Raw genomic sequence first — 24,550 nt, forward strand, 5'->3', positions numbered from 1 at the left:
CTCCCTTACAAGGAGGGGGTCGGCGGTTCGAGCCCGTCATCACCCACCATCGGGTCGTTAGCTCAGTTGGTAGAGCAGTTGACTTTTAATCAATTGGTCGCAGGTTCGAATCCTGCACGACCCACCAGTGTAGAAAGGCGCCCTAAAGGCGCCTTTTTGCTATGCAAAATCGGCAGGGTGAGAACCTGAGCAGGTTCGGGCCGAGCGTAAGCGAGACAACGTTGCCAGCGGCAACGGCCCGCAGGGCGAGGCGTAAGCCGAGTTATCCTGCACGACCCACCAGTGTAGAAAGGCGCCCTAAAGGCGCCTTTTTGCTATGCAAAATCGGCAGGGTGAGAACCTGAGCAGGTTCGGGCCGAGCGTAAGCGAGACAACGTTGCCGACAATCCGTCATAGAGCCGTCGGGCTTTTCACTTCCTTAACGCTTCTTTTACGCTTCTTATATTCAAGCGCGCCTTATTAGTAGCCGATAAACGTATTGGTCTATTAAAAAAGGAGAAGATCGTGACAACTATTACTACCTCCACGCCAGGCGTTAGCCAGGGCAGCAGCTCCAGCAGCAGTTCCAGCAGCAACGACGTATCATCACAAATTTCACGTCTGACTAACCAGATCACTAAGCTGCAGCAGCAGCTGAAAGATGTGAGCGATTCAGACTCTACGGCGGAAGAAAAACAGAAGCAGCAGGAGCAGATCCAAAATCAGATTAAAATGCTGCAGGCGCAGCTGGCACAGCTACAGCGCCAGCAGGCTGAAAATGCGGAAAAGAAACAGCAGAGCGGCGACAGCAGCGGTACGAAAGTGGCCGATGGGGTTAATCGTCCCACTACAGAAAATCAGATCAACGTATATATTTAAAAAGCGGGCATTTTTTGCCGCTGTTGCGTCAGCAGCATTGCCTGCTGACGCACCTCCTGCCAGATAACCTCGGCAGCGGGCGTCAGGGAGCGGTTTTTCCGACGGATCAGCACCAGCGTGCGGTTAATTTCCGGCAACAGCCTGCGTACCATTAATGGCCGACCGGCGGGCAATGGCAACGCCAGCGCAGGCAAAATGCTGATACCGATCCCCGCCTCAACCATGGGATAAAGCGTAGTGGGATGACCAATTTCCTGGACAATATCCACGTTCACCCGCTGTTGCTTAAGCGCCTCATCAATTAACACCCGACTACCGGAAGCATAATCCTGCAATACCATGGTACGTCCGCCCAGCATTTGCCAGTGAAGCTCTTTAGCCTGCGCCAGTTCATCATCCTGACGGCACAGCAGCAAGAAAGGCTCATCAAGAATGGGCTGCGATGCGAACTCGCCAGCGGTTAGCGGGCCAACCACGATGCCGAAATCAACTTCAGCATCGCGCACGCTTTGCAGTACCCACTGCTGCGGTCGGTCGCGCAGCATAACTTTAATTTCAGGGTAATGCAGCTGGCTGGCCGCCAGGCACTGCGGCATCAGATGGGCGGAGATCGTCTGGCTGGCCGCCACCCGGACCGTGCCGCTGCGCTGCTGTCCAAAGCTGCGCGCATCAAGCAACGTAGTATTCAACTCTTCCAGCAGACGTTCAAGGCGATTTGCCAGCTGCTGCCCCGCGCCGGTTAAGATAACTTCGCGCGTGGTACGGTCCAGCAGACGGATACCCATCTCCGCCTCCAGCTCTTTAATGCTATGGCTGACCGCTGACTGGCTAAGACCAATCACCTGCCCTGCCTGGCTAAAGCTGCCGTGCTGCGCCACGGCAACAAACACCCGCAGCTGTCGTAGCGTATAATTCATCTGTTTTATTCATCAATGGATGCAATAAATCAATTTTATTTCTAAACCCGCCGGGCGCACAATAGGCCATCGAATTTTAACCTGGTTTTAACAATGCGAATTTTGCGTCTCGACCCGATGATGGTCAAATTGCTGCTCGTCGTGCTGCTGGCCACTTTTTTGCCAGCCAAAGGCGGCTTTGTTCCTTTTTTTGAATGGCTGACCACCGCCGCGATTGCGCTGCTGTTCTTTATGCACGGCGCCAAACTTTCACGCGAAAAAATCATTGCTGGCAGCAGTCACTGGCGACTGCATCTGTGGATTATGTTCAGTACCTTTGTGCTGTTCCCGATTCTGGGAATGCTGCTGGTGTGGTGGCATCCGGTTAACCTGAGCGATGAAATTTATACCGGCCTCGTTTATCTGTGTATTTTGCCGGCAACGGTTCAGTCCGCCATCGCCTTTACTTCAATGGCCGGTGGCAACGTTGCGGCTGCCGTCTGTAGCGCCTCCGCTTCCAGCCTGCTCGGCGTGTTTATCTCCCCGCTGTTGGTCAATCTGGTAATGAATATTCATAGCGAGATGCCAGGCAACGGCCTGGAACAGATCGGCCGCATTATGCTGCAGCTGCTGGTGCCTTTTGTGCTGGGACATCTGTCGCGTCGCTGGATTGGCGGCTGGGTTGAACGCCACCGCAGCCTGATTGCTCAAACCGATCAGAGCTCAATCCTGCTGGTGGTTTATTCCGCCTTTAGTGAAGCGGTAGTTAATGGGATTTGGCAGCGGGTGGGCGTAACAACGCTGCTGTGGATTTTGGCGGGTAGCCTGTTACTGCTGGCGATAGTGCTGGCGATCAATCTGCTGGCGGCGCGCCTGTTCGGCTTCAGTCGGGCGGATGAAATTACGATTCTGTTCTGCGGTTCGAAAAAGAGCCTGGCGAACGGTGTTCCTATGGCCAACATCCTGTTTCCTGCCGCCGCCGTGGGGATTATCGTTCTGCCGCTGATGGTGTTTCATCAGGTGCAGCTGATGGTATGTTCGTTTATCGCCCAGCATTATAAGAAGAAAAATGACGCCGAGCTGCAGGCCAGCATGCCGAAAGGCAAAGCGGTGGTGGAATCACAGAAATAAACCTGACGCGCCGTCACTGACGGCGCATATTAACCTTCACGCTTTAGCGGTTTCACCAGGCCTTCCAGCCCTTCGATTTTAATCGCCAGCGTCAGCTGCATAAGTTCGCCAAGCTGCCCCGCCGGAAATTCGCCCTTGCGGGCGAACCACAGCAGATAAGGCTCAGGCAGATCGATCAATACGCGTCCCTGATATTTACCGAAAGGCATCACGGTATTGGCAATCTCGATTAGCTGCTGTTTATCCATTCAGGCTGTCCAGCAGGCGAATCATTTCCGCTTCATCAATCACCTCGATACCCAGCTCCTGCGCCTTTGCCAGCTTAGAACCTGCGGCCTCACCGGCAATCACCAGATCGGTTTTCTTCGATACGCTGCCGCTGACTTTAGCCCCCAGCGCTGTCAAACGCTCTTTAGCCTCATCGCGTGACATAATACTCAGCGAGCCCGTTAGCACCACGGTTTTACCGGCAAAAGGATTATCCAGTTCTTCGACATTCACCAGCGTGATTGCCGGCCAGTGGATACCCATATCCTCGACCAGCTGGCGGATGACTTCGCGGTTGCTCTCTTCTTCCATAAAGTTGCGCACGTGCGAGGCGACGATCTTACCCACGTCCTGCACGGCAATCAGCGCATCCAGATCGGCATCCATGATCTTCTCCAGCGAGCCGAAATGATTCGCCAGGTTAGCCGCCGTCGCCTCGCCGACTTCACGAATGCCTAGCGCATAGAGAAAACGCGGCAGCGTGGTCGATTTAGCTTTATTAAGCGCATCGGTAACGTTTTGCGCCGATTTAGGTCCCATACGATCCAGGCCGGTCAGCAGGCCGGCGCTGAGGCGGAACAGGTCGGCGGGCGTTTTGACATACTCTTTTTCCACCAGCTGATCGATGATTTTATCGCCCATGCCGTCAACATCCATCGCCCGACGTGAGACAAAATGTTTCAGCGCCTCTTTACGCTGCGCGCCGCAAATCAGGCCACCGGTGCAGCGGGTTACCGCCTCGCCTTCAACGCGCTCTACGTCCGATCCGCAAACCGGGCAGTGGCTGGGAAAGGTAATCTCACGCGCATCGTCAGGGCGCTCTGATTCCACCACGTTTACCACCTGTGGTATCACATCGCCCGCGCGACGGATAACGACGCGATCGCCAATCCGCAGGCCAAGACGGGCGATTTCATCGGCGTTATGCAATGTCGCGTTACTCACCATGACGCCCGCAACCTGTACCGGATCCAGACGCGCCACCGGCGTAATCGCGCCGGTACGACCGACCTGAAACTCCACGTCACGTACGCGGGTAAGCTGCTCCTGCGCCGGGAATTTAAACGCGATCGCCCAGCGTGGCGCACGGGCAACAAAGCCCAGGCGCTCCTGCAATTCCTGCGAATCGACTTTGATGACCACGCCATCAATATCAAAACCAAGCTCTGGGCGATCGCGCTCCACCTGATGATAGAAATCCAATACTTCTTCAGCGCTGTGATGAAGAGCAATACGATCGCTGACCGGGATCCCCCAGGCTTTAAACTGCTGCAACCGTTCCCAGTGGCTGTGCGGCAGTTCCCCACTTTCAACCAGACCGATGCCGTAACAGAAGAACGTCAGCGGACGCTTAGCGGTGATGCGGGGATCAAGCTGACGCAGCGACCCCGCCGCCGCATTACGCGGGTTAGCAAAGATCTTGCCGCCGGTGCGGCGCGCCTCTGCGTTTAGCTTTTCGAACCCGGCCTGATTCATAAACACTTCGCCACGTACTTCCAGCCGTGCCGGGATGTTATCGCCTTTAAGACGCAGCGGAATCGCGCGGATAGTGCGAACGTTGGCCGTGATGTTTTCGCCAGTCGTTCCGTCGCCACGGGTGGCGGCGCGCACCAGCAGGCCATCTTCATACAGCAGGCTGACGGCCAGGCCATCCAGCTTCAGCTCGCAGCAAAAAGTAATATCGTCGCTGCTTTTCAGCCGATCCTGTACGCGCTTATTAAACGCCAGGTAGCCCGCCTCGTCGAAAACGTTATCCAGCGACAGCATCGGCACTTCATGACGCACCTGTTCAAAGGCGGTTAATGGCGCTGCGCCCACGCGCTGGGTAGGTGAATCAGGCGTAATTAAATCGGGGTGCTGCTCTTCCAGCGCGCGCAACTCGCGCATCAGGCGATCGTATTCCGCATCGGGAATTTCCGGCGCATCCAGCACGTGATACAGATATTCATGATGACGAAGCGTGGTTCGCAGCTCGGTGATTTTTTCTTGTACGGGTTCCATAACGCACCATCAGAGAAAGAAAACCCCCGACAAGCGGGGGTTGAGGGAACAAAGCGGGAATCGGCTATCAGGCGTTCGCGTCGACAACGTCGCGAATGCGCGCCTTATAGGTTTCCAGTTTTTGCGGCGTCATCATCCGACGCTCATCGTCCAGCACCACGCCGCCAACGTCATCAGCGATGCGCTGCGCCGACTGCAGCATTAACTTAAAGTTTTGATGCGGATCGCCATAGGATGGCACCATCATAAAGATAGAAACGCCGGGCGTCGTAAAGTCAGACATGGCATCCGGGTTGAACGATCCCGGCTTCACCATATTGGCCAGACTAAACAGTACCGGGCCACTTCCTGCCGGGCTTAAATGACGATGGAAAATATTCATTTCGCCAAACTGGAAGCCCGCCTGCAAAACCCCCTGCAGCAGGCTTTCTCCGTTCAGCTCGCCGCCAGCATGGGCAGCAACATGCAGCACCAGCACGGTCTCTTTACGACGCGCTTCTTCACGCGGCTGCGCCGCAGGTTCTGCCGCAGCGGGCGCAACCGGCGCATCGCTTTCAACGCTCATGACCGGCTCATCATCATCCAGCCACTGCGGTTCGTCATCAAGTAAAGGATCGGCGGGCTGCTGTAACGGCGCTTCAGCCTGGCGCGCGGGTGCTGGCTGCTGCACCAGCGGAGCAGCAGGCTGGCGCTCATTCTGCGGGCGCGGTTCGGAAGATTCGTTATCAACCGCAGCGGAAGGCGCACTGTCAAACAGCGGATCGCGTTCCGGTTCAGGAACAACGGGCACCGCCGTACGCGTCGGTTGCGGCTTACGCGCAGCAGGACGTGGCGCTGGCTCTTCGTCTTCTGCAGTAAATCCGTCAAAAGAAGGTTCGTTATGTGACGATTTTGCCGGCGTACGTCGGACCCGAACTTCACCCACGCCGTTAGCGTCCTCTTCGGTCAGGCTATCTTCTTGATCCTGCTTTAAACGCTTGTGCGGGCGATCGCGAAACACAGATGAGCGCTCTTTACGGCTGGTCCACAGCCCGTGAAGCAGCAGCGCTATTATGGCGATCGCACCAACAACGATTAATATCAGACGCAAATCCTGCATCATTGTATTCTCTGTTGTTCCAATACCTTGCCACCACGGCAAACTTTATCCTCTAACTGTATTTGTCCCGCTAAACAAGTGCAAGTCTGCACCGGCTTTTCTGACAAATAAGATAGAGCCACCCCGCTTTTTTGCTGTTTTTTCAGCCAAAAGGCGGCTGGTAAGAGAAAAAAGCCAGGTTATGATAGCCTGGCCTGCCAAACAGAGGAGAAAAACTGTCGATGGCCACGGTTCAACCCGCTTCTTATAATGGTATTCACTACTTCGCTCAGGGCTGGAAACTAATCCGTCTGCCGGGCATTCGCCGTTTCGTTATTATTCCACTGCTGGTGAATATTATTCTGCTCGGCGGCGCCTTTGTCTGGCTGTTTTATCGTCTCAACGAATGGATCCCGCGGCTGATGTCGCATGTGCCTGACTGGTTACAGTGGCTAAGCTATCTGCTCTGGCCGCTCACCGTGCTCTCGATCGTGCTGGTTTTCAGCTACTTTTTTTCCACCATCGCTAACTGGATTGCCGCGCCCTTCTGCGGGCTGTTGGCGGAACAGCTGGAAGGCCGGCTGACCGGTCGCCCGATGCCCGACAGCGGCTGGCTGGCGCTGGTGAAGGATATTCCGCGCATTATGAAACGTGAATGGCAGAAGCTCGCCTGGTATTTGCCGCGCGCGTTGGGATTACTGCTGCTTTACTTTATTCCCGGTTTCGGACAAACCGTCGCGCCGGTGCTGTGGTTCCTGTTCAGCGCCTGGATGCTGGCCATTCAATACTGCGATTATCCTTTTGATAATCATAAGGTCAGTTTTCAGAAAATGCGCGCTGCGCTGCGCCAGCACAAAACGGATAATATGCAGTTCGGTGCGCTGGTGAGCCTGTTTACCATGATTCCGCTGCTTAATCTGGCGATTATGCCGGTCGCGGTATGTGGCGCGACTGCGATGTGGGTTGATCGTTATCGCAACCAGCTGGACATGCATGAGGCTGGTTCGTCAGGCGCTAAGCAGGTTAGCAAGCGCTGATAGCCGCGTTAAGTCGACCTTATGCATTTTCGCCAGGGCTTATTTCAGCTAAACATATACATATACTATTTCCTTCCTTCCTTGCGAAACTGGAAAAGGTATGCTTTCACGGTTCCCTGAAATTCATACAGTTAAGGACGGGCTATGAGTAAGATTTATGAAGACAATTCTTTGACAATCGGTCATACGCCGCTGGTTCGTCTGAACCGCATCGGCAATGGACGCATTCTGGCGAAGGTTGAGTCCCGCAATCCCAGTTTTAGCGTCAAATGCCGTATCGGTGCCAATATGATATGGGACGCTGAAAAGCGCGGAATTTTGAAACCGGGCGTGGAGCTGGTTGAACCTACCAGCGGCAACACCGGGATCGCCCTGGCCTACGTTGCTGCTGCCCGTGGTTATAAGCTGACGCTGACCATGCCGGAAACTATGTCCGTTGAGCGCCGTAAACTACTGAAAGCGCTGGGCGCCAGTCTGGTATTAACCGAAGGCGCGAAAGGCATGAAAGGCGCCATCGCTAAAGCGGAAGAGATCGTTGCCGGTAATCCGGACAAGTTCCTGATGCTGCAGCAGTTCAGCAATCCGGCCAACCCGGAAATCCATGAAAAAACCACCGGCCCTGAAATCTGGGAAGATACCGATGGCCAGGTTGACGTATTTATTTCTGGCGTCGGCACCGGCGGCACGCTGACCGGCGTCGCGCGCTATATTAAAAATACCAAAGGCAAAAAAGATCTGATCGCCGTGGCGGTTGAGCCGACTGATTCACCGGTTATCGCTCAGACGCTGGCAGGACAGGAAGTGAAACCCGGCCCGCATAAAATTCAGGGCATCGGCGCAGGCTTTATCCCAGGCAACCTGGATCTCAGCCTGGTAGATCAGGTAGTGGCTATCACCAACGAAGAGGCAATCTCTACCGCTCGACGTCTGATGGATGAGGAAGGCATTCTGGCCGGCATCTCTTCTGGCGCAGCCGTAGCCGCCGCGCTCAAGCTGCAGGCAGATGAAGCTTTCGCCAATAAAAATATTGTGGTTATCCTGCCCTCTTCCGGCGAACGCTATCTCAGTACCGCGCTGTTTGCCGATCTGTTTACCGAAAAAGAACTGCAATAGTAGTGCCAGAGTGCGTATGTTGTCGCAAAAAGCGCCTTTCGGGGTGCTTTTTTGTGGCCCACTTCAAATTTTTACCATCCCTGACATTGATTCACTCTGGTAGCTCTGGTATTTAAGCTGACAATTATTTTGAACCGCAAAATTAATCGCGGTTTGAACTGGATCAAGCTGAATCGATTTACTGATTTGGCGGAATAGCGCAACACGCGGCATAATGAGGAGTAGAGCAGCGAAGCGAAAATCCCTGTTTTTTTGCCCCGTCCGCTCTCATACCTTAATTGCGCATTTTTTGGTGAGTCCCGTACTCGAACCAGCGCGACCTTCACCGGCTAAAGTTTCGCCGTCAGGCCAGGCTTTAGAGACAAAACACCAAACCTAATTAAGTTGGGGAAACATAATGTTCCAGCAAGAAGTTACCATCACCGCACCTAATGGCCTGCACACTCGTCCGGCAGCTCAGTTCGTTAAAGAAGCAAAAGCGTTTGCCTCAGAAATCACCGTGACTTCCAATGGAAAATCCGCCAGTGCGAAAAGCCTGTTCAAGCTGCAGACTCTGGGCCTGACTCAGGGTACCGTGGTGACGCTGTCTGCTGAAGGTGAGGATGAGCAGCAGGCCGTTGAGCATCTGGTTAAACTGATGGCTGAACTCGAGTAATTGTCCAGCCGCCGAAAAACCGTTTCATCAGGCAACTGAGTGCAAACATATTGATCGCGGACATTATGTCCGCGTTGTTGCATCCGTAAAGTACGGTTCCGCAGGATCCTGGCACCTCGTTTCGCCTGGTAGGCATCGTTATAATAAAGGTAGGGTTATGATTTCAGGCATTTTAGCATCACCGGGTATCGCTTTCGGCAAAGCACTTTTGCTGAAGGAAGATGAAATCGTTATCAACCGGAAGAAAATTTCTGCCGATCAGGTTGATCAGGAAATCGCTCGCTTTCTCGAAGGTCGTGGTAAAGCGGCTGAACAGCTGGAAGCCATTAAAATTAAAGCTGGCGAGACTTTCGGCGAAGAAAAAGAAGCGATCTTCGAAGGCCACATTATGTTGCTGGAAGACGAAGAGCTGGAACAGGAAATCATCAGCCTGATTAAAGATGAAATGGCCACGGCTGATGCCGCCACCCATAGCGTAATCGAAGGTCAGGCCAAAGCGCTGGAAGAGCTGGATGATGAGTATCTGAAAGAACGTGCCGCCGACGTACGCGATATCGGTAAGCGCCTGCTGCAAAATATTCTTGGCCTGCATATTGTCGATCTGAGCGCGATTAAGGACGAAGTCATTCTGGTCGCGAAAGATCTGACGCCATCCGAAACTGCACAGCTGAATTTGAAAAAAGTGCTGGGCTTCATTACCGATCTTGGCGGTCGTACTTCACATACGTCCATCATGGCGCGTTCGCTTGAGCTGCCTGCCATTGTCGGCTCCGGTGACGTCACCAGTCGCGTTAAGAACGATGATTATGTGATTCTGGATGGCGTTAACAATAAGGTTTATGTTAACCCGACTGCTGAAGTCATCGAAGAGCTAAAAGCAGTACAACATCAATATCTGAGCGAGAAAAATGAACTCGCTAAACTGAAGGATTTGCCGGCGATTACGCTGGACGGGCATCAGGTTGAAGTAGGCGCAAATATCGGCACCGTGCGTGATATTCCAGGCGCTGAGCGTAACGGCGCTGAATGCGTTGGCCTGTACCGTACCGAGTTCCTGTTTATGGATCGCGATGCGCTGCCGACCGAAGATGAGCAGTTCCAGGCTTACAAAGCCGTCGCAGAAGCGATGGGTTCCCAGGCGGTGATCGTCCGTACCATGGACATCGGCGGCGATAAAGATCTGCCGTATATGAACCTGCCGAAAGAAGAGAACCCGTTCCTCGGCTGGCGTGCTATCCGTATTGCTATGGATCGCAAAGAAATTCTGCATGCGCAGCTGCGTGCTATCCTGCGTGCCTCCGCGTTTGGCAAGCTGCGCATCATGTTCCCGATGATCATTTCCGTTGAAGAAGTGCGCTTCCTGAAAGCGGAGCTGGAGATGTTAAAAGCTCAGCTGCGTGAAGAAGGCAAAGCCTTCGACGAAACCATTGAAGTCGGCATTATGGTGGAAACGCCCGCCTCAGCCGTTATCGCCCGTCACCTGGCGAAAGAGGTCGACTTCTTTAGTATTGGGACAAACGATCTGACGCAGTATACTCTGGCGGTCGATCGCGGTAACGAGCTGATTTCGCATCTTTATAACCCAATGACGCCGTCGGTTCTCGGTCTGATTAAGCAGGTTATTGATGCTTCTCACGCCGAAGGCAAGTGGACCGGTATGTGTGGTGAGCTGGCCGGTGATGAACGTGCTACACTACTGTTATTGGGAATGGGGCTGGATGAATTCAGCATGAGTGCCATTTCTATCCCGCGCATCAAGAAGATCATTCGCAACACGAACTTCGAAGATGCGAAGGCATTAGCAGAGCAGGCTCTGGCTCAACCGACCGCGGAAGAGTTGATGAACCTGGTCAACAAGTTCATTAAAGAAAAAACACTCTGCTGATTCCGCGAGACGCTGGCCCAACATTACTGCTTAGGAGAAGATCATGGGTTTTTTATCCAAACTTTTTGGCGATAAAACAGAAAGCGCATCTGGCACCATTGAGATCGTCGCCCCGCTGTCTGGTGAGATCGTAAATATTGAAGACGTGCCAGACGTAGTATTTGCGGAGAAAATCGTAGGCGATGGCATTGCTATCAAACCGGCAGGCAACAAAATGGTAGCTCCGGTTGATGGTACCATCGGCAAAATTTTCGAAACCAACCATGCATTCTCTATCGAATCAGATAGCGGCATTGAGCTGTTCGTTCACTTCGGTATCGATACCGTGGAGCTGAAAGGCGAAGGCTTTAAACGCATCGCGGAAGAAGGCCAGAAAGTGAAGAAAGGCGACGTCGTGATCGAGTTTGATCTGCCGCTGCTGGAAGAGAAAGCGAAATCTACCCTGACGCCGGTAGTGATCTCTAATATGGATGAGATCAAAGAGCTGACCAAGCTGACCGGCCAGGTTACCGTTGGCGAAACGCCGGTTATTCGCATCAAGAAATAACGGCTTACGCGCTGACTAAAACGGCACCTCCGGGTGCCGTTTTTTTATCGCCATAACGCTGAGCCAGGTTAACTTTGCCAGTGCGGCAGGCGGATAATCATTTCCAGTCCGCCGTTACGCCCGTTAAGCGCCTGAACTTCGCCATGATGCGCCAGCACTACCTTACGCACGATAGATAACCCTAAACCGTAGCCTTTGCCCTGCATGGGCGAGTTAACACGCACAAAGGGATCGAAGATGCTGGAAAGCTTATCGGCATCCACCCCCGGCCCGCTATCGCTTACGCAAATACTCAGCCAGCCGCTATCGGGCTTTAAGCTTACTCTAACCACCTGCCCTTGCACCGAATAGCGCAACGCGTTGCGCACCACATTTTCTACCGCACGGCGTATCAGCTCGGCGTTGCCTTTCACCGTATAATCGGCGTTTTCCTCTGCCTCCAGCGTAATCTCTACGCCGGGCAGCTGCGCCTCATAGCGCGCATCGTTAACCACCGTTTCCAGCAGGCCGTAAAGATCGAAATATTGCTCGTCAGGCATCTTTTCATTCTCGGCACGCGACAGCGTAAGCAGCTCGCCGATCATTTTATCCAGCCGTCGCGCCTCTTCATCGATCCGATCGAGCGACGCGTTAACCGATTCCGGCGTCTGACGCGCCAGGCCAGTCGCCAGCTGCAGTCGCGCCAGCGGCGAGCGCAGCTCATGCGAAATATCATGCAGCAGCTCTTCACGCGCTTTCACCAGCACCGCCAGCCGTTCAACCATCGCATCGAAGTCACGCGCGACCACGGAAAACTCATCGTGGCGACGACGCATCTGCGGATAGAGGCGTACGGAGAGATCGCCGTTTGATACGCGGGTAAAGCCCAGACGTAATTGACGCATCGGACGCGTCAGGTTCCATGCCAGCAAAGAGCTGAACAGCAGCCCCATCAGCCCGGCAAACCAGAACACCGGTTCAGGAATATTCAGGATTTTACGCGGCGGCCCGCCCATTTCGCTGTCTTCTCGCAGCCCTTTTACATCATAACGTAGCTGGTACTGCTGCCCGTCCGCGCCGGTCACCCATTCAATAACCTGATCGGGAAAGCCGCTGCCCGGCAGTGAAGGCGTAAGCTGGTGGCGTGAAATCTCCTGCGGCGGCACCGGCATTGGCGTGACGGAAAAAAAGCGCCGGTCGCCGGGCGACCATTCCGACATCATATTATCCAGCGCCGGCAGGCCGCCGTGCTGTAATACCGAAACGGCAGAGGCCATCTGAAGATTAACAATACGCCGCGTAGCGATATGTTCTGGCGGCTCGCGATGCTTGCCATACAGCGTGAACCCCAGCCACAGCAGCTGGCTAATCAGAAAAAACACCAGCAGGAAACCAAACAAAATTTTCCAGAACAGGCGGCCAAGAAAACGGTTATTCATCGAATGCGGTAGCCAATGCTGCGTACGGTTTCGATATTGATCGTGTCACCGGTCAAACTGGAAAGTTTTTGTCGGATATTGCTGATATGCACATCCACGCTGCGATCGTAAGCCTCGCGCGGACGCCCCAGCCCTTTCTCCGACAGCTCATCTTTTGAAACCACCCGATCGGGCGAGCGCAGCAGCAAATCGAGCAGGTTAAATTCTGAAGCGGTCAGATCGAACGGCCTGTTTTTCCATTCGCTGATGCGCGTGGCCGGATTGAGCGTGAGATCGTGCCAGCACACTACCTCTTTTTTCTCCTGCTGAGCGGGCAGCTCATCAAAGCGACGCAGCACCGCACGCAGACGCGCCACCAGCTCACGGGGATAGCAGGGTTTGGGAACATAATCATCGGCGCCCATTTCAAGCCCGATAACCCGATCGATATTATCCCCTTTCGCCGTCAGCATAATCACCGGAATGCGGCTGCTTTGCCGCACCTGACGCAGCACGTCAATGCCGCTCATATCCGGCAGCATAATATCCAGAATCATGGCATGGTAGTCGCCGGACAGCGCGCCGTTAATCCCGGCCTGACCGGTCAGCACCAGCGAGGCGTCAAAGCCCTCGCCTATTAAATATTCGCTGAGCATGGTGCCCAGCTCCAGGTCGTCGTCAACTAACAGAATTTTCATGCGTATACTCTCACAAACGGTTGGCGTTATTTTGACCTTAAGCGGAAAAGTACGCAGCAGGATTTACTCAATCCTTACAGATATTCTCGCCATATTGTGCTGCTGTTTCACTTTATTGTGGCAGGCTTTTACGCTATACCAGAGCTTTCTTCGTACCAGGGACATTGTTCATGGCATTACGCCGCACCCTATTCAGCCGTAAAGGATTTTTACTGCTGATGCTGTTGATCGTCGTTGTTGTTATTGTCTGGGCGCTACTGCATCAGCGCAAGGCACCTACCGAGTTTTTGACCGCGACTGTTGAACAGCGCCCGCTGCAGCAGGCGGTGCTGGCAGACGGTACGCTTACCGCCAGCAAACTGGTTAGCGTCGGCGCGCAGGCTTCCGGTCAGATCAAACGGTTATGGGTCGAATTAGGCGATCGGGTCAAACAAGGGCAGCTGGTGGCGGAAATCGACAGTATGACGCAGCAAAACGCCCTGCAAAATGCGCAGGCGGCCTTAAAAAACATTGAAGCGCAGCGGGCGGCTAAGCAGGCGATGCTAAGCAACTATCGGGCGGCCTTTGCCCGTCAGCAGGCGATGCTGGCCAAAAAACTGACCGCGAAAGCTGACTATGACGACGCGCTGGCCACGCTCACCGCCACCGAAGCGGAGATCCGCGCGCTGGATGCGCAAATCGCTCAGGCGCAGATTGAAGTCAACACCGCGCAGGTTAACCTTAGCTATACCCGCATTGTTTCGCCGATAGACGGCACGGTTGTCTCCGTACCGATCGAGGAAGGACAAACGGTTAACGCGGTACAAAGCGCGCCAACGCTAATCAAAGTCGCCAATCTCGACACCATGACGGTGAAAGCACAGATTTCTGAAGCGGACGTTATCAAGGTCGAGCCGGGGATGAAGGTCTGGTTTACCATTCTCGGCGAGCCGCAAAAGCGCTATGAAGGCACGCTGCGCGCCATTGAGCCAGCGCCGGACTCGATTAATAGCGACAGCACCAGCAGCAGTTTGACCAGCTCCTCCAGTAGCTCCAGCGACAAAACCGCCATCTACTATTACGGTCTGTTTGATGTGCCGAATCCACAGCATCGTCTGCGTATCTCCATGTCGGCGGAGGTGCATATCGTACTGGGTGAACGGCAACATGCCGTGGTCATCCCCGCCACCGCGCTTGATACCATCGACGGGAAAAGCTCGGTACAGGTAGTGGATGCCAGGCAGCAGGTAACGCGCCGTCAGGTTGAGGTGGGGCTGAATGATAATGTCGAAGCGGAAATCATTTCCGGCCTGCAACCCGGCGAGAAAGTGGTGCTGGGCCAGCGCAGCGCTGTTGATGCGCCCACCGCCAGCATGGGGCCACCACGATAATGGCGCTGCTACAGCTTAATAATATCTGCCGTTCGTTTCAGAATGGCGAACAGCAGGTGCAGGTACTGCACAATATTAATCTGGCGATCGATTCAGGCGAGTTCGTTGCCATCGTTGGGCAGTCCGGCTCTGGCAAATCAACGTTAATGAATATTCTCGGCTGCCTGGATAAATCCAGCGCCGGTGAATACCGCATTGCCGATCGTGCCGTCTCAGCGCTGGATAACGATGCGCTGGCGGCGCTGCGGCGCGAACATTTTGGCTTTATTTTTCAGCGGTATCACCTGTTAAGCGAGCTGACGGCGTTGGGCAACGCCGAGATGCCCGCCATCTATGCCGGCCAGGCGGTACAGGCGCGTCGTGAGCGGGCCGCCGCCCTGCTTACGCGTCTTGGCCTTGGCGAACGCCTGCATTATCGCCCAGGTCAGCTTTCCGGCGGTCAGCAGCAGCGCGTCAGTATTGCGCGCGCGCTGATGAACGGCGGCGAGGTGATCCTTGCCGATGAGCCGACCGGGGCGCTCGATAGCCACAGCGGCGAAGAGGTGATGCGCATCCTGCACGATCTGCATCAGCAAGGACATACCATTGTTATCGTGACGCACGATATGCAGATTGCGCAGCACGCGCAGCGCATTATTGAAATTCGCGACGGGGAAATTCTCAGCGACAGCCGACGGCAGGCTTCAGCAGCCAGCCCGCGTCAAATGACCCAGCGCGCAGCAGGCAAAGCCTGGCGCGCCGCGCGCGATCGGCTGACCGAAGCTTTCCGTATGGCGCTGGTTTCCATGATGTCGCAGCGTTTGCGCACTTTCCTGACCATGCTCGGCATTATTATCGGTATCGCTTCGGTGGTTGCCGTGGTGGCGCTGGGCAAAGGATCGCAGCAAAAAATCCTGCAGGAAATCAGCGCAATGGGCACCAGCACGCTGGATATTTTTCCCGGTAATGATTTTGGCGATATGCATTCCTCCGCCATTCAAACGCTGCGCGCCAGCGATGCGGATGCGCTGGCTTACCAGCCTTATGTTCATAGCGTCACGCCTTCGCTCTCGACCACCACCACGCTGAAATATCGCAATCAGGCGTTATCGGTAATGGTTAACGGCGTTGGCGAACAGTTTTTTGCCGTCCGCGGCTATCAGCTGACTCAGGGTATGGCCTTCAATCGTCAGGGCGTGGATAGCCTGACGCAGGAGGCGGTGATCGATGAAAATACCCTGAAAAGGCTATTCCCTCACGGCGAGAAGCCGCTGGGCCAGGTAGTCATTCTGGGCAATATGCCAGTGCGCATTATTGGCGTCGCCACCCGGCAGAGCAGTTTCGGCAGCGACAGCAACCTTAATCTTTGGGTGCCCTACACCACGGTGATGAAGCGTATGGTTGGGCAAACCTGGCTCAGCGGCATTACCGTGCGGGTGCGTGATAACGTTGATTTGGCGCTGGCGGAACAGGGCGTTACGCGCCTGCTGACGCAGCGTCACAACGGCAAAGACTTCTTTATTCTGAATACCGACAGCATTCGACAAACCATCGAGCGCACCACCAATACCATGACGCTGCTGGTGGCGATGATTGCGCTGATTTCACTGCTGGTGGGCGGCATCGGGGTGATGAATATCATGCTGGTTTCGGTGACCGAGCGTACCCGTGAAATCGGCGTCCGCATGGCGGTAGGCGCGCGCGCCAGCGATATTATGCAGCAGTTTTTGATTGAGGCGGTGCTGGTCTGTCTGACCGGCGGCATTATCGGCGTACTGCTGTCGCTGGTGCCGGGCATCATCCTGGCGCAGACTACTAACAGCTTCAGCATGATTTATTCGCCGTTCTCGATCGTGGCGGCCTTTGTCTGCTCCAGCCTGATCGGAGTGCTATTCGGCTTTTTCCCGGCGAGGCGTGCCGCGCGGCTCGATCCGATTCACGCGCTGGAGCGCGAATAACTGAACGGATGCCTGCACGGGAAGTGCAGGTCATCTTAAAGAGATAAAAACCTCATTCCTGCATGTTCGGCCCGCGTTTTGCGTTGGGCGGCAAAAGCCGCATTACTCGTAAACCCCGGTTGAGAGATAGCGATCGCCGCGATCGCAGACGATGGCAATCACCACGCTGCCCGGATTTTCCGTGGCGATGCGAATCGCGCCCGCCGCCGCGCCGCCGGAGCTAACGCCGCAGAAAATTCCTTCACGCCGCGCCAGCTGGCGCATTGTCGCTTCCGCTTCGTCCTGCCCCATATCGATAATGCGATCAATCAGCTCAGGACGCCAGATGCCGGGCATATAGGCTGCCGGCCAGCGACGGATGCCGGGAATGCTGCTGCCTTCCTGCGGCTGTAGTCCAATAATCTGCACCTGCGGGTTTTGCTCTTTCAGGTAGCGGCCAACGCCGGTGATCGTGCCGGTGGTACCCATGCTGGAAACAAAATGAGTAATGCTTCCGGCGCTCTGCTGCCAGATTTCCGGGCCGGTGGTGGCATAATGGCCCAGCGGGTTATCAAGATTATTAAACTGATCCAGTAGTTTACCTTCGCCGCGCGCCGCCATCGTCTGCGCCAGATCGCGCGCGCCCTCCATGCCCTGCTCACGGCTAACCAGAACCAGTTCCGCGCCGTAAGCGCGCATAGCCGCCTGCCGTTCCTGGCTCATATTATCCGGCATCAGCAGCTTCAGACGGTATCCTTTCATCGCGGCGATCATCGCCAGCGCAATGCCGGTATTGCCGCTGGTCGCTTCGATCAGCAGATCGCCGGGAGCGATCTCACCACGCTGTTCGGCGCGCTGGATCATTGACAGCGCCGCGCGATCCTTAACAGAACCGGCAGGATTGTTGCCTTCCAGCTTCAGCCAGATCTCGCTGCCGTTGGCGGGCGTCAGGCGCTGCAGTTTAATCAACGGCGTATTGCCGATGGCGGTTTCCAGAGTCGTCACGGTTTTATTCCCGGCAGGCAAAATAACAGGGCGGGAAAATCCCGCCCAAACAGAATATAAGACGTTAGAAAATATCAGGCGCTTGCGGCAAAGGCAACCGCGCGCAGCGGCGTATTGCCCTGATAGAGACGCGCCTGCTGCAGGCCAACATAGAGGCGCTCGCCGCGCTGCGGGGCGACCTGCTCGCCATCAAACACCAGGCTGAACGGTTCCGTCTGCCAGCCTGCGGGTTGCACCAGCAGTTGCCAGAAGTGTCCGCGCGGGCTGACTTCCAGCACCTGCACCGGCAAAGGCGTTTCCAGGCTACTTTGCCGAGCCGCGTCAATCTCCCAGGGACGCAAGAAGAGTTCAACCGCGCCCTGATGTGCTGGCGTATAGCCCAGCGGCCAGCGATGCGCGCCAACGTGGAACTGAGAGCCATGAACTTCAGCATCAAAGCGATTCACTTCGCCAAGGAACTCCAGCACAAAACGGCTGGCCGGTTCGCGCCATACGTCATCCGGCGTGCCGACCTGTTCAATATTGCCCTGGCTCATCACCACCACCGATCGGCAACTTCCATCGCCTCTTCCTGATCGTGGGTCACAAACACGCTGGTAAATTTCAGCTCTTCGTGCAGCTGGCGCAGCCAGCGACGCAGCTCTTTACGCACCTGCGCATCCAGCGCGCCGAAAGGCTCATCCAGCAGCAGAATTTGCGGCTCTACCGCCAGCGCACGCGCCAGCGCCACGCGCTGTTTCTGACCGCCGGAAAGCTGGGCCGGATAGCGGTTTGCCAGATGCCCCAGCTGTACCATTTCCAGCAGCTGCGTCACTTTTTGCTTGATCGCCGCCGCTGAAGGGCGCTCGCGCTTAGGCAACACCGTCAGGCCAAAAGCGATGTTGTCAAATACGGTCATATGACGGAACAGCGCATAGTGCTGGAAAACAAAGCCGACCTGACGATCGCGCGCATGTACACGACTGACGTCTTTACCATGAAAGCGGATCTGCCCGCTGTTTTGATGTTCCAGTCCGGCGATAATTCTCAGCAGCGTGGTTTTCCCGGAGCCGGACGGCCCAAGCAGCGCCACCATCTGACCAGAAGGAATATCCAGCGAGATGTCGTTAAGCACTCGCGTACGGCCAAACGATTTATTAATCTGCTTAATCTCAATGCTCATGATTTTCCTCCTGCTGTAAACGCTTCTGCTGGTTCTCTAATCGCCATTGCAGCGCGCTTTTCAGAAACAGCGTCACTATCGCCATCAGAGTCAGCAGCGCGGCGGCGGTAAACGCGCCCACGCTGTTGTAATCCTGATGCAGTAACTCAACCTGCAGCGGCAAGGTATAGGTCTCGCCGCGAATCGATCCCGAAACCACCGAGACCGCACCAAATTCACCGATCGCGCGGGCGTTCGTCAGCACCACGCCATACAGCAGCGCCCAACGGATATTGGGCAACGTAACGCGGCGAAACATCTGCCAGCCCGAAGCGCCCAGCAGCACCGCGGCCTCATCTTCCTGGCTGCCCTGGCTAAGCATCACCGGCACCAGCTCACGCACCACAAACGGACAGGTCACAAAAACCGTGGCCATTACGATGCCCGGCCAGGAAAACATCAGCTGGATATGGTGCGCGTCCAGCCAGCCGCCCGCCGGACCGTTTACCCCCCAGAACAGCAGATAAATCAGACCGGCAACCACCGGCGATACCGCAAAAGGAATATCGAACAGCGTCAGCAGCAGCTGCCGGCCAGGGAAGGTAAAACGCGTGACCAGCCAGGCAAGCAACGTACCGAAAACCAGGTTAACCGGTACGGTAATCAACGCCACCAGCACCGTCAGCCAGATAGCATGCAGCATATCGCCGTCGCTCAGATTGCTCAGCGCCGCGCCCAGACCCTGCGCCAGCGCCTCGGTAAAAATAGCGATCAACGGCACCACCAGCAGCAGAAAGGAGACCAGCACGCCGACAGCAATCAGCAGCCATTTGCTCCAGTTAATACGCTGGCGTTCAACGCCGTTCAGTTGGGTTACATCGGCCATTAGTGACCTCCCAGACGACGGCCAAAGCGGCTTTGTAAGGTATTAATCGCGAACAGCAGCAGCAACGAGGCGGCCAGAATGACTGAAGCGATAGCGCTGGCTGCCGGATAATCGAACTCCTGCAGACGGATAAAGATCATCAGCGAGGTGACTTCGGTCTTCCAGGCGATATTGCCGGCGATAAAAATAATCGCGCCAAACTCGCCAAGGCTGCGGGTAAAAGAGAGTGCCGTTCCCGCCAGCAGCGCCGGAGCGACTTCCGGCAGCACCACGCGCCGGAAACTTTGCCAGGGCGTCGCGCCCAGGGTTTGCGCCGCCTCTTCATATTCCGGTCCCAGCTCTTCCAGCACCGGCTGAACGGTGCGCACCACAAAGGGAATACTGGTGAAGGCCATCGCCACGGCAATCCCCAGCCAGGTATAGGAAACTTTAATATCAACCTGCGCCAGCCACTGACCATACCAGCCGTTAACGGAAAACAGTCCGGCCAGCGTCAGCCCGGCAACCGCCGTCGGCAGCGCAAAAGGCAGATCCATCAGCCCATCCAGCAGGCTGCGGCCGGGAAAGCGATAGCGCGTCAGGATCCAGGCCATCAGCATGCCGAAGAGAGCATTAAACAGCGAGGCCACCGCCGCCGACAGCAGAGTAACCTTATAGGCCGCGACGACCTGCGGATTAGTGATCACTTCCCAGTACTGCGTCAGCGACATCTGCGCCAGCTGCATCATTAAGGCGCTCATCGGCAACAGCAGGATCAGACAGGTGAAAAACAGGCTGCTGCCGAGGCTGATGCCAAAGCCGGGAAGTACGCGTTTACTGCTTGCTACAAACATTAACCATGCCCCGCCGCTAACAGCTTATCCAGCTCGCCACCGCTGGCGAAATGGGTTTTCATAATGTTTTCCCAGCTGCCGAAACGATCTTCCACGCGGAACAGTTCGGTCTGCGGGAAGTTCGCCTGCTGCATCAGCTGTGGGTTATTCACCCGATAATAGAATTTTGTCATGATCTGCTGCGCCGCTGGCGTATAGAGATAATTGAGATAGGCTTTCGCCGCCGCGTCGTTATGCTTTTGCGCCACGTTTTTATCCAGCCAGGCGACCGGGAACTCGGCGAGTATATCGCTTTTCGGCACCACTACTTCGTAACCTTCTTTCGCATACTGGTTACGAATATTGTTCACTTCAGATTCAAAGCTGATCAGCACGTCGCCCAGTCCGCGCTCGACGAAAGTGGTCGTCGCGCCGCGTCCGCCGGTATCCATTACTTCGACATTTTTCAGCAGCTGGGTCATAAACTGCGTGGTTTTGGCGCGATCGCCGTTGTTCGCTTTATCCGCCGCGCCCCAGGCCGCCAGCCAGGTATAGCGCCCGTTGCCGGAGGTTTTTGGATTGGGGAAAACCAGCTTAACGTCGCTGCGGATCAGATCGTTCCAGTCATGGATTTGCTTGGGATTGCCTTTGCGCACCAGAAACGCCATGGTGGAATAAAACGGTGAGCTATGGTTTGGCAGACGCGATTGCCAGTCGGCAGGCAGCAGACGACCGCGGTCGTGCAGGATTTGTACATCGGTGACCTGGTTGTAGGTGACCACATCCGCCTTCAGACCCTGAAGGATCGCCAGCGCCTGTTTTGACGATCCGGCATGCGACTGGCGAATGGTGAGCTTATCGTTCGGGTGCTTCTCATCCCACTGCTGGATAAAAGGAGCGTTCAGCGCCGTAAAGAGTTCACGTGACACATCATAGGAGCTGTTTAACAGCTCAGTTGCCTGCGCACTCGCGGCCAACAGCAAAGAGAGCGCCGCGCCGCCAAGAAACTTTTTCGCTACGGGAAAGGTCATTTCACACCCTGAGTATTGATCCGGCTCACATCACCGTACGCTCAGTGTATTTATAACTCAGGGCAAAGCTGTAACGGTTTTATATATCTTTTGCTGCTTTAAAAGTAGAAAAAAGCATAAGCGCGCGGCAAAGCTCAGCGACAAAATGGCAAAGCCGAAAAGCGACCGTAAGGCGCAGTAAACCGGGCGATACCGCCCATGGCTTACAGCGCCAGCAGCGTTTCAATAGAAGGGGCAAACCACCATGCGCCGCTGACCGGCTTCGTAAAGCGCAGCATGGCGTCATATTTGCCGTCACGCTCGCCAAACATACTTAATAGCTGCTGTTCAATATTATACAGCGTGGCGCAATAGGCGATAAAATAGAGGCCGTTAGTGCCGCTGGCGGTGCCGTAAGGCAGGCTCTGACGCAGAATTTTTAAGCCCTGCCCGTTTTCTTTCAGATCGACACGGCTTACGTGCGACGTTGCGGGACGCGCATCGTCTGCCAGCTCTTCATTACTCAGCTTAGTACGCCCGATTATCTGCTCCTGCTTCGCAATCGGCAGGCGCTGCAGCTGCGATAAATTATGTTCCCAGCGTTGGGTAAAGACATAGCTGCCACCGGCGTCAGTCCCGTTGGCGATAATCGCCACCTGCTGACGCTTGTCTCCCTGCGGATTTTCTGTGCCATCAACGAAGCCGGAAAGATCGCGATCTTCCGTCCAGCGGAAACCGTGCGTTTCTTCATCAATACGCAGCGCCGGGCCAAAAGCCGCCAGCGCCGCCTGGGCCAGAGTAAAGTTAACGTCGTGACGCAGGGATTGAATATGAATCAGCAGATCGCGTTGGGTCGCGGGCGCCATCTCTTTGCCCAGCGGCTGAAAATCTTTTAGCTCCGGCGCGCTGTCGCCGGGTTGCAGATCGCGCCAGAGCGCATGGCCAAAGGCGATGGTTGCGCCCAGCGCCGCATCGGGATAATGCGCCTGCAGCTGGGTTAACTGCTGATGAAAGGCTTTAACGCCCTGGCGAATCGTATTCAGGTCGCCCTGAACCACGGCTTCCAGCCAGATGGCAAAACGGCTATGTTCGGGCAAAATGCCGCTCTGATGCGAAGACATGCGATGTTACTCCAGGAGTGAAACAGGGCCATTATCATACCGGAAAGCGACGGCGGTTTTTTGATCCATAGCTGAATCTATTTTCACTTGTTGATTTTAAAAACAATATTCCTTTAAATCCATTTAAGTGCATTTTGCGTGCCTGCCTCTGTCCCTGTAACCACCTGATTCTGTAAAATATTTTGTAAGGTATCGAAATCAGCCGTCATCGGCGGGCGTGCCTTTGCTAAACCCGGACATAGCAAAGGCGAGGCGCTGATTGAATTCTGGCAGCACGTCACACATCAGCAGCGCGATGCCCATTAATATCACATCCCGGCGTTTTGTTTACAGAGGGCGTGGCAGGGGATAATTGGTTGATTGTTTTATAAACGCCAGGCTGTATTTGAAGCCGAAGTTTAGTTAACAAGGAACGTTATTATGGATACAGGGTTACACTTTGCCGTTTCGCCGGTACAGCTCGCCGCCGTTTTATCCCACCACACCATTACTGAAGCGGAAATGCTCAGCAATCGCCTGCTGGGCGGACTGGAATTAGTCCTGGGGACGGTAGAGCTGATGGGCGCTACCGCCTTATGCCTGGCACCCGAACCCACCATGCTGACCAAAGCGGCCTGTGTCGCCACCGGCGCACACAGTCTGGACAGTATTCACGCTGCTGCCAACAGAGTCCTGACCGGTCAGGACACGCGTACGGCGACGTTTCGAACCGCCGCCGCGCTCGCCAGGCAATTCGGCGCCAGTGAAGATACCGCGTGGAAAATCGGGCTGACCGTTGATGTAGCCGTTCCCTCGGCAGCTGGCGTAGCATGGGGCATATCGCGGATAAAATATGTCCGGGCGGGCACGCTGAAGCTGGCGGAGCATGAGGGGATAAGGAAAATCGGCGGGCATACGCTTAAAAAGCATATTGCAAAAACCGATGAAGAACTGCTGGCGCGCCTGGCGCAAAGTCCAGGTCTCGATGCCGCAACGTCATTCTCCAGTGTGCAACAGGCAGAGCGATATATCAGCGCCGGGTTGCGTGCCAACCGGCTTAAAATTATTCACTGGGCGAATACTGCACTCGGCGAGAAAGCGCTGGAATTTACCTGGAACGCCGGCACGAAAGTAGGCTATGGGTTCCGACAGGGGAGCCAAAGCCGGTGGACTGTCAGTCACGTTCGTATCGTACTAAAACGGCAGCAATTCCGGGATAAACCTTATTTTATTTTAACCGCGTATCCTGAACTCCTATGAACAGATTCCGTAACTGGCGGCTACGCCGTAAATTTTCCTCACTGGGCGTTATGATCCGTGTTTTTTTTTCTAATCATGATTGCGACGCGTTCGGTGAAACGATTGAAGAGATAGTGGAAAGCTATTGCGACTACAACGGGAAGGCTGAAGCGCTTTGCCTGAAAAATGAAATTACAGAGATGCTGCAAACGGAAGATGACAGCGAGCTTGAATCCCGCATGGCGCTGCTGGCAGAAAATCGATGCAACCTGAAAGCCTGGGGCGAAACGTGGCGCAGCTTCCTGCAGCGGGTACTGACGTTACTGTAATTTACGGCCATCGGAAAATTTTTTAAGCCTGCGAAAGCGGGCTTTCTTATAAGTTCGCTACGTTTATCCTCGCGCGTGCGCGCGTTTTAGAGGCACCTTATCCGTTATCACTGAAAACCTGTCAAAACAGCGCGCACGAATTGGCAGCTAAGCGATGGCGACCATGAAGTTGATGTTGA

At 55.1% G+C, this 24,550-nt stretch carries 22 protein-coding genes, 1 tRNA gene, 1 other RNA gene and 1 pseudogene; 13 read left to right on the plus strand and 12 right to left on the minus strand.

Annotated features, from left to right (window positions below; genetic code table 11):
* The first annotated feature begins 51 nt into the window (after window positions 1-51).
* The 3 genes from COO59_RS19300 to COO59_RS19310 all read left to right on the plus strand — a co-directional run bounded on the left by COO59_RS19300 (window position 52) and on the right by COO59_RS19310 (window position 858).
* A tRNA-Lys gene (locus COO59_RS19300) sits at window positions 52-127 on the plus strand.
* A gap of 29 nt (window positions 128-156) precedes the next feature.
* A non-coding RNA gene (locus tag COO59_RS19305) (RtT sRNA) lies at window positions 157-282 on the plus strand.
* 219 nt (window positions 283-501) lie between these two features.
* The gene (locus COO59_RS19310; RefSeq protein WP_103061316.1) at window positions 502-858 is read left to right on the plus strand and encodes a FlxA-like family protein; all 357 of its coding nucleotides are present in this window, start codon (window positions 502-504) and stop codon (window positions 856-858) included.
* On the opposite strand, the gene COO59_RS19315 is transcribed toward COO59_RS19310, so the two are convergent.
* A complete protein-coding gene (locus COO59_RS19315; protein WP_103061317.1) occupies window positions 855-1,775 on the minus strand; it encodes a LysR family transcriptional regulator in 921 nt (306 codons plus the stop codon). The genes COO59_RS19310 and COO59_RS19315 overlap by 4 nt on opposite strands.
* A gap of 93 nt (window positions 1,776-1,868) precedes the next feature.
* Between COO59_RS19315 and COO59_RS19320 the strand changes: the two genes are divergently transcribed.
* The gene (locus COO59_RS19320) at window positions 1,869-2,885 is read left to right on the plus strand and encodes a bile acid:sodium symporter family protein (RefSeq protein ID WP_103061318.1); all 1,017 of its coding nucleotides are present in this window, start codon (window positions 1,869-1,871) and stop codon (window positions 2,883-2,885) included.
* A 29-nt stretch (window positions 2,886-2,914) separates the two neighbouring features.
* Here the strand turns inward: COO59_RS19320 and COO59_RS19325 are convergent, their stop codons facing one another.
* The 3 genes from COO59_RS19325 to zipA form a co-directional block, all read right to left on the minus strand.
* Complete coding sequence (locus tag COO59_RS19325; protein ID WP_103061319.1) at window positions 2,915-3,133, minus strand: DUF3820 family protein; 219 nt, start codon at window positions 3,131-3,133, stop codon at window positions 2,915-2,917.
* The gene (gene ligA / locus COO59_RS19330; protein WP_103061320.1) at window positions 3,126-5,153 is read right to left on the minus strand and encodes an NAD-dependent DNA ligase LigA; all 2,028 of its coding nucleotides are present in this window, start codon (window positions 5,151-5,153) and stop codon (window positions 3,126-3,128) included. The genes COO59_RS19325 and ligA overlap by 8 nt, the downstream gene beginning before the upstream one ends.
* Before the next feature lie 67 nt (window positions 5,154-5,220).
* Window positions 5,221-6,255, minus strand: a complete 1,035-nt coding sequence (gene zipA / locus COO59_RS19335; protein WP_103061321.1) for a cell division protein ZipA — start codon at window positions 6,253-6,255, stop codon at window positions 5,221-5,223.
* Between the two features lie 218 nt (window positions 6,256-6,473).
* On the opposite strand from zipA, the gene cysZ reads away from it, so the two are divergent.
* The 5 genes from cysZ (at window position 6,474) to crr (ending at window position 11,468) form a co-directional block, all read left to right on the plus strand.
* A complete protein-coding gene (gene cysZ / locus COO59_RS19340) occupies window positions 6,474-7,268 on the plus strand; it encodes a sulfate transporter CysZ (RefSeq protein WP_103061322.1) in 795 nt (264 codons plus the stop codon).
* 144 nt (window positions 7,269-7,412) lie between these two features.
* The gene (gene cysK / locus COO59_RS19345) at window positions 7,413-8,381 is read left to right on the plus strand and encodes a cysteine synthase A (RefSeq protein ID WP_103061323.1); all 969 of its coding nucleotides are present in this window, start codon (window positions 7,413-7,415) and stop codon (window positions 8,379-8,381) included.
* 397 nt (window positions 8,382-8,778) lie between these two features.
* Entirely contained in the window at window positions 8,779-9,036 is a 258-nt protein-coding gene (gene ptsH, locus COO59_RS19350; RefSeq protein ID WP_038624898.1) for a phosphocarrier protein Hpr, read from the plus strand.
* 157 nt (window positions 9,037-9,193) lie between these two features.
* Window positions 9,194-10,921 carry a phosphoenolpyruvate-protein phosphotransferase PtsI gene (ptsI, locus tag COO59_RS19355; protein ID WP_103061324.1) on the plus strand — a complete coding sequence of 576 codons (1,728 nt, stop codon included), beginning with the start codon at window positions 9,194-9,196 and terminating at the stop codon, window positions 10,919-10,921.
* A gap of 43 nt (window positions 10,922-10,964) precedes the next feature.
* Window positions 10,965-11,468: a PTS glucose transporter subunit IIA gene (gene crr / locus COO59_RS19360; protein WP_103061325.1), complete on the plus strand. Its 504-nt coding sequence runs from the start codon at window positions 10,965-10,967 to the stop codon at window positions 11,466-11,468.
* A gap of 68 nt (window positions 11,469-11,536) precedes the next feature.
* Here the strand turns inward: crr and COO59_RS19365 are convergent, their stop codons facing one another.
* Together COO59_RS19365 and COO59_RS19370 are read right to left on the minus strand one after the other, a co-directional pair.
* Window positions 11,537-12,886 carry an ATP-binding protein gene (locus COO59_RS19365; protein WP_103061326.1) on the minus strand — a complete coding sequence of 450 codons (1,350 nt, stop codon included), beginning with the start codon at window positions 12,884-12,886 and terminating at the stop codon, window positions 11,537-11,539.
* Window positions 12,883-13,563 (minus strand): response regulator transcription factor, encoded by a 681-nt coding sequence (locus COO59_RS19370; RefSeq protein WP_103061327.1) that lies wholly within the window; start codon window positions 13,561-13,563, stop codon window positions 12,883-12,885. Before COO59_RS19370 ends, COO59_RS19365 begins: the two co-directional genes overlap by 4 nt.
* Window positions 13,564-13,733: 170 nt before the next feature.
* On the opposite strand from COO59_RS19370, the gene COO59_RS19375 reads away from it, so the two are divergent.
* Both COO59_RS19375 and COO59_RS19380 read left to right on the plus strand, forming a co-directional pair.
* On the plus strand, window positions 13,734-14,933 hold the full coding sequence (locus tag COO59_RS19375) for an efflux RND transporter periplasmic adaptor subunit (protein ID WP_103061328.1): 1,200 nt from the start codon (window positions 13,734-13,736) through the stop codon (window positions 14,931-14,933).
* A complete protein-coding gene (locus tag COO59_RS19380) occupies window positions 14,933-16,870 on the plus strand; it encodes a MacB family efflux pump subunit (protein ID WP_103061329.1) in 1,938 nt (645 codons plus the stop codon). The genes COO59_RS19375 and COO59_RS19380 overlap by 1 nt, the downstream gene beginning before the upstream one ends.
* 102 nt (window positions 16,871-16,972) lie before the next feature.
* Here the strand turns inward: COO59_RS19380 and cysM are convergent, their stop codons facing one another.
* The 6 genes and pseudogenes from cysM to COO59_RS19410 all read right to left on the minus strand — a co-directional run bounded on the left by cysM (window position 16,973) and on the right by COO59_RS19410 (window position 22,824).
* On the minus strand, window positions 16,973-17,854 hold the full coding sequence (gene cysM / locus COO59_RS19385) for a cysteine synthase CysM (protein ID WP_103061330.1): 882 nt from the start codon (window positions 17,852-17,854) through the stop codon (window positions 16,973-16,975).
* Window positions 17,855-17,928: 74 nt separating this feature from the next.
* Window positions 17,929-19,016, minus strand: a pseudogene (gene cysA / locus COO59_RS19390) (sulfate/thiosulfate ABC transporter ATP-binding protein CysA).
* Window positions 19,006-19,881, minus strand: coding sequence for a sulfate/thiosulfate ABC transporter permease CysW (gene cysW / locus COO59_RS19395; RefSeq protein ID WP_103061331.1), 876 nt, complete (start codon window positions 19,879-19,881; stop codon window positions 19,006-19,008). Before cysW ends, cysA begins: the two are co-directional and overlap by 11 nt.
* Window positions 19,881-20,714 carry a sulfate/thiosulfate ABC transporter permease CysT gene (gene cysT, locus COO59_RS19400; protein ID WP_103061332.1) on the minus strand — a complete coding sequence of 278 codons (834 nt, stop codon included), beginning with the start codon at window positions 20,712-20,714 and terminating at the stop codon, window positions 19,881-19,883. The genes cysW and cysT overlap by 1 nt, the downstream gene beginning before the upstream one ends.
* Complete coding sequence (gene cysP / locus COO59_RS19405) at window positions 20,714-21,724, minus strand: thiosulfate ABC transporter substrate-binding protein CysP (RefSeq protein ID WP_103061333.1); 1,011 nt, start codon at window positions 21,722-21,724, stop codon at window positions 20,714-20,716. The genes cysT and cysP overlap by 1 nt, the downstream gene beginning before the upstream one ends.
* Before the next feature lie 203 nt (window positions 21,725-21,927).
* On the minus strand, window positions 21,928-22,824 hold the full coding sequence (locus COO59_RS19410; RefSeq protein ID WP_103061334.1) for a Dyp-type peroxidase: 897 nt from the start codon (window positions 22,822-22,824) through the stop codon (window positions 21,928-21,930).
* 420 nt (window positions 22,825-23,244) lie between these two features.
* On the opposite strand from COO59_RS19410, the gene COO59_RS19415 reads away from it, so the two are divergent.
* Both COO59_RS19415 and COO59_RS19420 read left to right on the plus strand, forming a co-directional pair.
* On the plus strand, window positions 23,245-24,063 hold the full coding sequence (locus COO59_RS19415; protein WP_103061335.1) for an RNase A-like domain-containing protein: 819 nt from the start codon (window positions 23,245-23,247) through the stop codon (window positions 24,061-24,063).
* Complete coding sequence (locus tag COO59_RS19420; RefSeq protein ID WP_103061336.1) at window positions 24,060-24,371, plus strand: contact-dependent growth inhibition system immunity protein; 312 nt, start codon at window positions 24,060-24,062, stop codon at window positions 24,369-24,371. The genes COO59_RS19415 and COO59_RS19420 overlap by 4 nt, the downstream gene beginning before the upstream one ends.
* Window positions 24,372-24,550: the final 179 nt, after the last annotated feature.

It is taken from the genome of Mixta theicola (assembly GCF_002895925.1).
GTDB lineage: Bacteria > Pseudomonadota > Gammaproteobacteria > Enterobacterales > Enterobacteriaceae > Mixta > Mixta theicola.